At 60.2% G+C, this 10984-nt stretch carries 9 protein-coding genes and 3 pseudogenes; 5 read left to right on the top strand and 7 right to left on the bottom strand.

Annotated elements, in window-relative coordinates:
- Positions 1-112: 112 nt before the first annotated feature.
- Positions 113-552 (bottom strand): annotated as a pseudogene (locus tag IVA81_RS02390) (IS3 family transposase); the annotation flags it as partial.
- A pseudogene (locus IVA81_RS02385) lies at positions 547-717 on the bottom strand (conjugal transfer protein TraG); the annotation flags it as partial. The pseudogenes IVA81_RS02390 and IVA81_RS02385, both read right to left, overlap by 6 nt.
- A 638-nt stretch (positions 718-1355) precedes the next feature.
- Between IVA81_RS02385 and IVA81_RS02380 the strand changes: the two are divergent.
- Positions 1356-2459 (top strand): Fic family protein, encoded by a 1104-nt coding sequence (locus tag IVA81_RS02380; RefSeq protein ID WP_247311681.1) that lies wholly within the window; start codon positions 1356-1358, stop codon positions 2457-2459.
- Positions 2460-2722: 263 nt separating this feature from the next.
- Here the strand turns inward: IVA81_RS02380 and IVA81_RS02375 are convergent, their stop codons facing one another.
- Positions 2723-3979, bottom strand: coding sequence for a DUF3363 domain-containing protein (locus IVA81_RS02375; protein WP_247311678.1), 1257 nt, complete (start codon positions 3977-3979; stop codon positions 2723-2725).
- 126 nt (positions 3980-4105) lie between these two features.
- Here IVA81_RS02375 and IVA81_RS02370 point away from each other — a divergent pair, with 126 nt between their 5' ends.
- Together IVA81_RS02370 and IVA81_RS02365 are read left to right on the top strand one after the other, a co-directional pair.
- The gene (locus IVA81_RS02370) at positions 4106-4282 is read left to right on the top strand and encodes a hypothetical protein (protein ID WP_247311675.1); all 177 of its coding nucleotides are present in this window, start codon (positions 4106-4108) and stop codon (positions 4280-4282) included.
- Positions 4283-4644: 362 nt separating this feature from the next.
- Positions 4645-5397, top strand: coding sequence for a hypothetical protein (locus IVA81_RS02365; protein ID WP_247311672.1), 753 nt, complete (start codon positions 4645-4647; stop codon positions 5395-5397).
- Between the two features lie 521 nt (positions 5398-5918).
- On the opposite strand, the gene IVA81_RS02360 is transcribed toward IVA81_RS02365, so the two are convergent.
- The 3 genes from IVA81_RS02360 to IVA81_RS02355 form a co-directional block, all read right to left on the bottom strand.
- Positions 5919-6140 (bottom strand): WGR domain-containing protein, encoded by a 222-nt coding sequence (locus IVA81_RS02360; RefSeq protein WP_247311669.1) that lies wholly within the window; start codon positions 6138-6140, stop codon positions 5919-5921.
- A 622-nt stretch (positions 6141-6762) separates the two neighbouring features.
- Positions 6763-6966, bottom strand: coding sequence for an ABC transporter substrate binding protein (locus IVA81_RS40390; protein ID WP_253075485.1), 204 nt, complete (start codon positions 6964-6966; stop codon positions 6763-6765).
- Positions 6967-7039: 73 nt separating this feature from the next.
- On the bottom strand, positions 7040-7708 hold the full coding sequence (locus IVA81_RS02355; RefSeq protein WP_253075484.1) for an ABC transporter substrate binding protein: 669 nt from the start codon (positions 7706-7708) through the stop codon (positions 7040-7042).
- 269 nt (positions 7709-7977) lie between these two features.
- On the opposite strand from IVA81_RS02355, the gene IVA81_RS02350 reads away from it, so the two are divergent.
- Together IVA81_RS02350 and IVA81_RS02345 are read left to right on the top strand one after the other, a co-directional pair.
- Entirely contained in the window at positions 7978-8274 is a 297-nt protein-coding gene (locus IVA81_RS02350; RefSeq protein WP_247311666.1) for a ketosteroid isomerase family protein, read from the top strand.
- A 381-nt stretch (positions 8275-8655) separates the two neighbouring features.
- On the top strand, positions 8656-9072 hold the full coding sequence (locus tag IVA81_RS02345; RefSeq protein ID WP_247311663.1) for a hypothetical protein: 417 nt from the start codon (positions 8656-8658) through the stop codon (positions 9070-9072).
- 105 nt (positions 9073-9177) lie between these two features.
- On the opposite strand, the pseudogene IVA81_RS02340 reads toward IVA81_RS02345, so the two are convergent.
- Positions 9178-10442, bottom strand: a pseudogene (locus tag IVA81_RS02340) (IS1182 family transposase); the annotation flags it as partial.
- Positions 10443-10984 lie beyond the last annotated feature (542 nt).

The following is a 10984-nucleotide window of genomic DNA, read 5'->3' as shown; positions in this document are numbered from 1 at the left end:
GAATCTTCGACGATCACCCAAACAGCGAAATCGATCAGCTGCTTCCCTGGGCCTATCGCGCGCAATCCCTCAAAGCCGTGGCCTGAGAACGACGCTTACGGTCGTTCGGCGTCATCGGAACCAGCATCGGCGCCCTGGTCCCGATCGCCCGCTTGCGGCCACCACGGCGGCGCACCGTCAGCTTCTCTTCCCGATAGAGCCGGAAGAGCTTTTTGTGGTTGATCAGATAGCCCTCCCGCCTGAGCAGAACATGCAGCCGCCGATAGCCGAAGCGGCGGCGCTCCTGGGCGATCGCCCTCATGCGTTGGCGAAGGCTGGTATCGTCAGCCTGGGTCGTCCGGTATCTCATGGTCATGCGGCAGCAGCCGATGGCTTTACACGCCCGCCGTTCGCTCATCCCATGGGCATCCACCAGATGAGCGACAGCTTTCCGCTTCCCCGCGGGCGTCACCGCTTCTTTCCCACGAGATCCTTCAGCGCCGCATTGTCCAACATGGCGTCTGCCAGAAGCCGCTTCAGCTTCGTGTTCTCGTCTTCCAGCGACCGCAAGCGCCAGGGCAAATAGACCGGATAGCCGACAACAAGGAACCAGGGCGCGCCGAGCCGCTCCTGAAAACCGAGAGCAGCCGCAATCCACTGCGTTGCTCCCCACGCCGACGCGATGACGATGCCGAATACGACAGTAATCTGTCCGATGTTGATTTTTGCTGGAAACATCTTCCGCCCCACTCACTCGCGTTAGCGAGCGCGGCGAGATGAAAAGCGGGAGAAGCTCTAGCGTTCAACCGGAACAAAAATCGCGGTCAGCAACGAGATCCGTGTCGATCAAACTCATCAGTGAGAGAGCGATGATGGGCCAGGTTCAGCGTGGTTGAGGAAGCGCCTCAATAGAAGGTGAACGGCCTGACCAAACTGGATCAATCGTCCGGCTCAGCTGATTGCTCGGCTCACCGAGGTCTGTAAGCAAGGAAGCGAGCGACGAATCGAACGGACTCGTTGGCGCATCGTTTCTCGAATTTGCGGCACCAGCGAGAGTCCGAAGACCGAGCCGGTTATGCTCATTTGCCGGAGACGAGTATAATTTCGCGCGAGAGAACGGCCCCTCAACTATCGCGGTGATGGCACACCCCGTCTCGTTCAGGCGCCACGGCTAGGCAATCGTCGCAACGACATTCGCGCGTCGGCGGATTTTCGGCCGGGGAAGCGCCGGGAGCGAGGTGGTTAGGGAAGCCGTAACCATGCCCAGGGGCCTGCTCGATGCGGAGAATAGCCGCCCTATTCTCCGCATAAATTGCGGTGAATTCCCTTGCGCATGCGGAGAATAGCCGCCATATTCTCCGCAAGAAGTGCGGAGAATGTCAGAATACATCCACCAACTGCCTGATTGGCCTCACTTTTCCTGGGATATCGATGCCTTGGCGAAGCTGCTCGCGGCTGTCCGGCTTAGGCAAGGCCAGCTCATAGGCCGGATGCAGACCTTGGGGTTCGCACAGCAGGAAGAAGCTGTCCTGACCACCCTGACGGAGGAAGTCCTGAAGTCGAGCGAAATCGAGGGAGAGAAACTCGACAAGGAGGCGGTGCGCTCTTCGCTTGCGCGGCGCCTCGGTATGGACGCGGGCGCCTTGCCATCGGCCGACCGCAATGTCGAAGGCGTTGTCGAGATGATGCTCGACGCCACGCGGAAGTTTGAAGCCGAGCTTACTGCGGAAAGGCTCTTCGGCTGGCACGCGTCGCTCTTTCCGACGGGCCGCAGCAACCTGAAGAAAATCGCGGTAGGAGCCTGGCGGGATGCGTCGGCCGGACCGATGCAGGTCGTCTCGGGCGATTATGGTCGTGAGCGTGTCCACTACGAGGCGCCGACCGCGGAAAAGCTCGATGCTGAAATGACCGCGTTTCTGGAATGGTACAACACTGAGGAGAAGATTGACCCCATCATCAAAGCCGCAATCGCGCATCTTTGGTTCGTGACCATCCACCCTTTCGAGGATGGCAACGGACGTATCGCGCGCGCCATCGCCGACATGTCCCTTGCCCGCTCTGAAGGAATTCCGCAGCGCTTCTACAGCATGTCGGCCCAGATACGCAGCGAGCGGAAGACGTACTATGACATGCTGGAGAGCACCCAGAAGGGCGACCTCAACGTCACGCCTTGGCTTGAGTGGTTCCTGGGCTGCCTCGACCGCGCCTTCACTGGAGCTGAGACCATTCTCGCAGCGGTGCTTGCAAAAGCCGACTTCTGGAAGCGGCATGCCACAGCCCGGATCAATGAGCGGCAGCGCGACATGTTGAACCGCCTGCTCGACGGGTTCCAGGGCAAGCTGACATCTAGCAAATGGGCCAGACTCGAAAAGTGCTCGCCCGACACTGCCTTGCGCGACATCCAGGACCTCGTTGATCAGGGCATTCTCGCCAAGGACGAAGGCGGAGGCCGAAGTACAAGTTATTCGCTCGTCGCTTGAATGCCGTTGGTTGCCGGCGAGCGAACCTCTGGAGGCGCGCCCCCTAGCCGCAACGTACTGTCAGCGCCAACTTTCCCGGCTGTCATTGTCCACGCTTGCAGCCACCGGTCCGCCGGCGCGGAGGCCACCGCGAGCTACGCTATTCTCGCGGGCATAGTATAAGCATCAAGAACTTCAGCACGTTGCGCGCAATTGCGAGAGCTTTGCGCGAACCGCCTCGCCGAAGAAACGAGCTGCCTCCAGCCAGCCGCCCAGCGCCCTAGCTAGCGTCCGATCCCGCGCTTGATGCCGATCGACCAGGATATGCCCTCGCCGCCCACGCTGCCGGTGACCAGCTGCCCGCGGGCCCTCTCCAGCACCGGCCGCCACGGCACCAGTGCGAAGTCACGGGATCGCTCGACCAGCGCATAGCGGCCACTGTTCAGGGTCAGCATGCGCCGGTAGACGCCTGTGAGAGTGTCGCCGGCATTGACGTCGAGATGCTCAAGTCCCGTTCGCGTAGCAATATCTGCGGCTGCCCGGCTGAGTTCACGCGCCTCAAGCGTCCGCAACAGATCCCGCGCATAGCGCATCTGACCATCCTGCTCGCGCGCAAGCCCCTGCTCGATCAGCCATTGCCGTCTCGTCCGCATCGCCGCCTCGACCTCAGCCCCCATTCCGGTCGGCCCCGGCGCCTCGCGCGTCTTGGCCACAAGCTGACGATCGAGCCAGGTCGCGCCCACCGCCTGAGGGAGATCCTCAAGCCTCTGCCATGACAGCACGGCAACCCGCACGGGATGGGGGGCGCGCTGGTGGATTTCATACTGAAGCGCCCGATCGAGGTGATCTTCACCGACAGCCCAAGTCCCGTCACTGAGCCGGCTGACCATGGCCTGCTGCCGCATCGTTTCCAGACGCCGCACGTGGGATGCGACATACTCGCTTGAGGCCTGCGGGTCGAACTGGCGATGAAGCTGATCGCTGTAACGGCCGTCATTGGCGGCGGCGACCTTCGCGATGGTTCGATCGATCTGGCGCGGTTCTGCAGCGGGAGAGCTGAGCTCGATAACCGTGTTCCGGACCGGTGGCTCATCCTGGCCGTCGAGGCTGTTGATCTCGGCATAGTGCGTCCGCCCGTCGATGCCATCCACGACGACATAGCGGCGCTCCCTCAGTTCGTCGGCGAACCCCTCACCGACGACGCGCCCGACCAGCCGCTGACTGCTCGGTCCCGCATCGAAGATCGTATAGCCGCCGGCAGCCCGCGACAGGCCGGCCGCGGCAAGCTCGCGGTGCATGGTTTTGATGATGTCGCCCCGCTCGCCCATGCGCCTGAGCTTTGCCTCGAGGGCGGCATCGATCCGCCACTGGCCGGGACCGGTCTCTTCCGCAAGTCCCATCCGCTCCAGCGTTCGCAGCCGCCCGATCCGGGCGGCTTGCCAGACTGAATCCCTCGCCGGCATCGCGCTGAGTTCAAGGGCGCCTTCCGGCGCATCGCGCAGAAGGGCCCGGTCAAGGCGCGTGAACCGCTCGGCCGTCACCTCCTGCTGAAGCTTGCGCGTGGCCTCGATCTCCGTCTCTGGACCGAGCTCCCGCGTGATGAGATCGGCGGCACGCGCCCGCAGGCCGTGAGAAATATAAGCGCGGGCGATTACGAGGTCCTGCCCTTGGTCATCCTTTCCGCGCACACGATGCGCGCCTCGATGCTGCTGCTAACAACAGCCGTGGTCCTGACCGTCTGCTTCGGCGTGGCGGCCTGGCGCCTCTCTGACGAAAAGGACGTCGACATCACTGGCCAGATCCCGTCCCCCTCCTATGGATGGAAGGGGCCGCCCGCCCGATAGTCCTTGCGCCCGCCTAAAGCGCTCTCTGCGTGAAATCCCGGTCGCACTCCGCTGGCATGGTCTTTGCGGACCCAGCAATCTCCGTCGGTCCTGGCAGGGAGCCGCTTCGCCATGAAACAGAAATCTCGAGCCCCGAAGCCGCGCAAGCCCACTCTGGCACACATGGTCTCCGATCTGATCTGGTGATTGCTCCAAGCAATGGAGGGCCTAGAGAGGCTAAGAGAGAAGGTCCGGATGGCTGATAAAAACCAGAGACCCCATTAATCCCAAACGGCGCCCCCGTATTTTACTAGTTCGGCGAAGTATTTATTGCTCTCCCGCAGCGGTTGCGCTTGCATAATCCTTTCGAGGGGGATTTCAGCATGCGCATTTTAGTGATGGCGGCGGCCTGCGCCACGCTCGCTGGCTGCATGACGGCCGGCGAGACGGTTTCATTCAAAGCGTCCAACCCGCAGCAACAAGCTCTGATGAGGGACGGGCAACCTGCCCTCGTCTCTCGGCAGAAAAGCTCCGTGGTCCTCGTGCGACCGGCAGCCCGTCAGCTACAAGCCAACGGCCGGCCCGTCTTCGTGGTTGGCATCAACAATATGAGCCGGCAGCCTGTCGAATTTCGGGTCGGACAAGTCGAAGCGGTACAGCACGCCGCCGGGTCAGACTTCGAAATGAAGATCGTCACATACGAGATGCTGGTTCAGGAGGAGAAGAACCGGCAGGTTGCCGCTGCCCTCCTCACAGGCGTCGCCGCCGGCGCCAACGCATACAGCGCCTCTCGAGCCGGTTACGGCAGCTACACGACGCCAAGCGGACGAACCGGCACGTTCTACAGCCCGACGGCCGCGGCAATTGCGCAAGGCAACGCGACCGCTCAGAACGAAGCGATGATTTCTGCCACAATCGAAACAGGGCAGCGCAACATGGCGGTTCTCGAGCAGGCCGTTATCAAGGACAATACCCTCCTGCCGGGCGACTGGTACGGAGGCCAATTGCACCTTGCACCTCCGACTGACCAGGCCGGAGCTCAAAAAAGCTACACGATCGTGATCACTGTCGGACCTGACCGCCACGTGATCGATGTGGCTCAAGGTCAGCCTGGGGATCGGATACCCGTCGCCTAACGCATAGATGCACTAAGGTGAAGAGCCGCTTGAATGCAAGATTCTCAAGCCGAATCTAGCTGGGATAAAGTCGTACGCGCGATCTTCTTTCCTCTGAGGAACGACTATCAAGTAGGCGCCACCCGATCGGTCCCGGGAACCTGTTCGCGACGCTCAAGGCGCGCTTCTCGTCGGTTTCGAGAGCCAACTTTTGAGCAAGCATGACGTCACCCTGGGCCAAGCCACCCAATGGGACGAAGCACCGCCCGGTTCCGAGCCGCCCGTACTCATCGATCTCGTTGACGTTAGCGGACGTTCCCCGCCGGATGCGGTACCGCTTTCCCGTATCGCAACCGACGATGTCGAAGTATCCCTTCGTGTCAAACTCGACCCGCTGCTGAGGCGAAAGCCATGACCGCAGAAGCCTCATTGAGCGCGCGTGAACCGTTTTTTCGCCCTTAGCTGCTTGATACAGCCTCGACAGCGCCAGGCTTCGAAGGCTCCAGCGGCACAGCGAACCGTATTTGTTGTTCACCTGGTGATCACCCGCCAACAAGGCGCGGGAAGAACAATGTTTCTTCGGCGATCGGATCGAAAGAGGTGATCTTGAGTACCTGACCCGGCTCCTTCCGGACCGCTGCTGTGTACCCTTTGCCGGTAAATTCCAAAAACAGCCTCTCCGCCTCTGCCAAGGCGTCTGCACTAGCATTATCGAAGAAGTGCCGGCTGTCGCCGCTGTTATCCATCACAATTTGCATTGCCATGCTGAGGCTCCCGATTGCATCTCACAAGGAATGTGGAAGCCGAAACCTCGTTCCTAACTTTGCAGAATATGACACGGCCGAGGCCACCTCGGCTGTCTGGGGAGCGGCTGAGAAGTCTGCGATTGGACTAGGAGCGGTTTTCGTTCGCCACAAGCTGACCTACTGCGCCCGTTCAGATCGACTTAGTCTCGGGAGGTTTTCGAGGCGTTCTAGCTTCACCGATTGTGGCGCAGCGAGAGCAGGTGAAGAGGCGCCTCTTTGCGAATTCCGGGGGAAGCGATTTGGCTTCCTTACGGAGGCGCTCCGCTTCGTCAGCAAGCCGCACTTCGAGGGACCGAATTTGTTTGACGCGGCGCCGCTTTTTGCACTGCGCCGCTCCATTCCATGAGAGGAAGGCGGGAGCGCAATCGGCGTTCTCATCAAAGATAAAAGCCACGGTCCGGACTGTGATGCAAACAAGTCTACGCCTGCTGACTTTCTAAGCGTTACGTCATATGTTAGGGTATGCGGCAGAAATTAATGAGGCTCGCCGACTTTAGATAGGAACTTTCCCGGCGTAGCCGACAGGGCCTACTTCAATTCGCCGAAGCTGCGTCAATCGATACCATGAAGGGTCGCGAACTCACTCGATCGTCGAGTCTGCACGGGAAAGCAGCGCTGGTGGGATTTCGACATCTAGTGTCCTTGCTGTCTTGAGATTGATGACCAGTTCGAACTTGGTCGGCTGCTCAACAGGCACCTCGGCCACCTTTGCACCTCGCAATAGTCTTGCGACCTGACGCGCGCATTGGTCGAAGACCGCGCTGAGGCGGGGACCGTATCCCATCAGTCCGCCTTCTTCCGCCTGCTCGGGCCACTGCAGAATGGCGGGCAGGCGGCGGAGGGCCAGCCGATCCGGATCAGATACTGGAATTTCGATGCCAAGATCGGCGATGCCAAACCAGGTTGACTGCCTCGAACTCTTCGGACTTCATGGCGTCAATCATACGGATGAGATCTTCCTCGGATCGTGCGGCAAACGGAACGATCTCGACGCCGAGCCTCTTGGCGGCACTTTCGAGAGCGCTCAGATTTGGTATGGGCAGGCGGTCGGCGAGAGCGGCTATTCGCCGAACACTGGGCAGTGCTTCATGCAGCAACTCCAGTCGCTTGGCGTCGAGCTGGAAGGCAAAGATGGAAACACCAGTGGTGTTACCTTGGGGATGCGGCATTGAGGCGACAAGCTTGCCCAGCAAGTCGTCCGCGATCACCACGATTGGAATGCGCTGCGTCGCTTTCTGTGCTGCACGCCCTGCTTCGGCCCCGACCGCGATCAGGACATTTGGACTTGCCTCGGTCAGTTCAACGGCCACACTGGCATACGACGCGGCAGTCACGCTGTCGCCGCGGCTATCGATCTCAAGGTTGCTGCCTCTGACTAAGCCGGCTCTGCTCAGCTCATCGAAAAATCTGGGCGGTACCGGCCCCAATGCCGCAACGCGGTACCGCCGGCCTGCCCGCTGTGCGCTGGCTTTGAGCGGAAATGCCGCAGCGCCGGCAATCAGCGTGATAAGCTCGCGCCGCTTCATGGGGCCCCCGGGGGCATCTGACCGGCTTTCAGCCTAGCACATTGGAGGCGGGGGTGGTGTCGGCTTCAGGTCTTGGTTGTGTGGAAACGGATAGCTCGGAAGCGGCCATGGTCGACAATCGTTGCAGGCCGCCGATGTTTTCGCGTCGGATCGTCCAATAGCCGGCCAGGGTGGTTATAGCGACGCGCGATCGCGCTTTTGCCGCCGCAGACGACTGAATTGATTATCGGAGCAATCGGGAAATGCATCAATTTGTTGGAGGAGATCCTATGAAGATGGTTCAAATGTCAGCACTAGTCGTCTGTCTGCTCGGCACGCCGGGAATTTCGTCGGCCGGGGACGCCAAGGGGGACGTGGAGAAGGCTTACGCCGCTTGGGATGCGGCATTCAACAAGCATGACGAGAAGGCCATCGGGGCTTCTTATGTCGCGACGGCAAAATTGATGCCGCCCACATATCAGGTCGCGTCTGGTCCGGCAGAGATCGAGACGTTCTTTGCCGGACTCTTCGCGAGCGGTGTGACGGATCACAAGTTGGAGATGATCGACGCCGGTGGAGACGACTAGGTTGTTTTCGGCACAGCCAAGTGGAGCGCCACGGGGAGGGAGAAGGAGGGCAAGCCGTCTCCCTTCAGTGGTTTAGCGACGCACATCTTCGAACGCCAACCAGACGGATGGCTCAAATTGAGGCTGCAAACATTCAACTAAGGTGGTCGAGGCTCAATCGGTCCGGTGAGGCGGCGGCCTTACCGGAAACGCAAAGGGCTACTTGCCCCGGTGCAGATATGTCCGAGGTTGGTCAAAGAGGCGAAATGACTCGGCGTCACGCAAACAAAATAAATGCCCTGCCGAGGAAGTGATCGGCACCTCTAACGGCATGCACTTCCGGTTGAACCTTCGCGCGGTTCCGACGACCTACGCAAACGGGCTGGGAAACGGAGGTTTTCCATGACCAGTTCCAATGGACGCCCGGCGCATCTTTATCGGTTGATCGTAGCGCGCACGGTGGGATTGTGTACGGTCACATTTTTCGGCATCAACACAGCCTGTTCACATGACCTGATGCGACCAGAACTGAACGCTTGGTTCGAAAGTCTCAAGAACAAGGCAGGTGAGCCGTGCTGTGATGGTGGGGACGGCCAATATGCGGAGGCCGAGTGGGATATGGCAAAAAATGGCTATAGAGTCCTTCTGAAACATCCGCATCGGCCAAACGAACCCGGGCAGTGGTTTGACGTGCCAAACTCTGTCGTGCTCAACCGGCAGAACCTCAGCGGTAGGTCGATGGTTTGGTGGTGGCCGTCCTACGCCGATGGAAGAATGACTCCTTTGTGGCGCTGCTTCATTCCCGGACCGGAGGGATGATCCTCCCCTGGCAAACAATAGCACCGCAAGTCCGCCATGGGTCGATACCGTTGAAAAAGGGTTGCAAGAATTCGATGTATTTGGCGCCAGCATGTTTGCCGGCCGCTATGCGGGCTTGGCGATTTGCATCGGGATCAGCTTGGCCATCTTGCGAAGGTTCTGGGCGGTGGCTGCGAGGATGAACTCATCATGTGCGCCATTTGAGCCTCGTAGGCGTAAGCGGTCGAGCTTGAGAATGCGTTTGAGGTGCGCGAACAGCATCTCGACTTTCTTGCGGAGCCGACGCGAAGTGCGGCCTTCCCAGGGAACGCGCTATCTCGCGCGCCATGTCGCGAGCGCCCTCACGGCACCTTACGAACCAAGTCCTTTGGGCAGCAGCGAGCCTTTAGGGCGCAACTTGCGCAAGCGTGCTTGCTCGCCCGGTAGAGCATCGTCGCGCCATCGTTCACGAGTGTTCCGGTCGTGGTCAGCATTTTGCCACCGGGACAGGTATAGATGTCGCCGGCATGCTCGTAGGTGAAGTCCTCGCGCGAGAAGGTTCCGTCTTTGCGGGCCGACTTGTCGAAGACCGTCACGTGCGGCTCGATGCCGTGCTTATAGACGAGCCAGCCGAGCATCTCGGCAGAACCATAGGCGCTGTCGCCCATGAGCTTGCCTGGATAGAGATCGAACTGGTCAAGCGAGCGCTCAATCATGCGCTTGGCGGCCAACACCTCCGCCTGCCGGATTGCCGTGGTCGCCTCGACATCGACGATGATCGCGTTCTCGACATCGATCAGATAATTCGTCGAGTAGGCAAAGAACGCTTGGCCGCCGTGTGCTCCGGTCCAGCGTGCCGCCGGATCGGAGGGCGATACAAACTTGGGAGTGACCTCCGTCGCGGCGCCGAACGCAGCATCATCAAGAACAGCGAGGTACTCGTCGATTGCTCGGCCCGCAGCCTCCGGTGGAAGCCCCTTATCGCCTTCGATCCCCTTCTGCCGATTGGCATCCGCCTTGATCAGGCTCGCGTCAACTGCAAACCCTTCGCCGCCGACCAGATGCTCCCGGATACAGCGCCGCAAGACGGTCTCGAACTCGCGACGGAAACGAGCGCTCTCTCGGAAGCGGCCGTGCCTGTTCTTCGAGAACGTCGAGTGATCAGGGACAGCCCCGTCCAGACCCAGCCGGCAAAACCAGCGGTACGCCAGATTGAGGTGGACTTCATCGCAGAGGCGCCGCTCCGATCGTATGCCGAAACAATAGCCCACCAGGAGCATCCTGATCATCAGTTCGGGATCGATCGAAGGTCGTCCGATTTTGCTGTAGAACGGCGCCAACTCCCGTCGTAGATCCTCAAGCTCTACGAACCTATCGATCGACCGAAGTATTGACTTGCCGACGCCCCATCATGATCTTCAGTCCTGCCAGCTAGACAGACTGAATCATTGGTATCTCTGAGTCGCAACCGGCGCCTTTTTCAACAAAGTCGGTCACATGCAGACGTCCTGCCATACTCGCCCTTGGTCCGCTAGCACTCCGAAAGCCGATTGCTCCCCGGACAACTACGTAGCGCAAACTTGCGAGAACTATGGCTCTCCCTACGCGAGCCCTTAGCGAGCGGCCGCCACTTCTCCGATTGGCCAATGGCGGATCCTAGGCAAGCCGGGAGAGCAAGGTGCCTGAAGGACGCCGAAGGGCACTGCATCAACACGGCGGATTGGTCATCTACAATGACCGCATGCGACCGCGCCGAGAACACCCTCATTTCTTTGTAGCTGCGTCTGCACAGTTAGCAGCGCTCGAACTTGAATGGCTCCGTCCCCCGCTCATCCGTAAGCGCTGTTCAGCGGCCACCTACCGGATGACGGTGTGATCTGCGAGTCTGCGGTTCGGTTTCGACCGTTAGGCTTAGAATGGACACAGTGCATAC

The sequence above is a fragment of the Bradyrhizobium sp. 141 genome, assembly GCF_023074055.1.
Taxonomy (GTDB): domain Bacteria; phylum Pseudomonadota; class Alphaproteobacteria; order Rhizobiales; family Xanthobacteraceae; genus Bradyrhizobium.
Note: the sequence above shows the minus strand (reverse complement) of the source record. Positions and strands in the feature narration are given on the sequence as shown.

Excerpts from the sequence above, each read along its gene's own strand:
- IVA81_RS02380 (WP_247311681.1), top strand. The coding sequence starts at position 1,356 with ATGTCAGAATACATCCACCAACTGCCTGATTGGCCTCACTTTTCCTGG.
- IVA81_RS02365 (WP_247311672.1), top strand. The coding sequence starts at position 4,645 with ATGCGCATTTTAGTGATGGCGGCGGCCTGCGCCACGCTCGCTGGCTGC.
- IVA81_RS02360 (WP_247311669.1), bottom strand. The coding sequence starts at position 6,140 with ATGGCAATGCAAATTGTGATGGATAACAGCGGCGACAGCCGGCACTTC.
- IVA81_RS40390 (WP_253075485.1), bottom strand. The coding sequence starts at position 6,966 with ATGGGATACGGTCCCCGCCTCAGCGCGGTCTTCGACCAATGCGCGCGT.
- IVA81_RS02355 (WP_253075484.1), bottom strand. The coding sequence starts at position 7,708 with ATGAAGCGGCGCGAGCTTATCACGCTGATTGCCGGCGCTGCGGCATTT.
- IVA81_RS02350 (WP_247311666.1), top strand. The coding sequence starts at position 7,978 with ATGAAGATGGTTCAAATGTCAGCACTAGTCGTCTGTCTGCTCGGCACG.
- IVA81_RS02345 (WP_247311663.1), top strand. The coding sequence starts at position 8,656 with ATGACCAGTTCCAATGGACGCCCGGCGCATCTTTATCGGTTGATCGTA.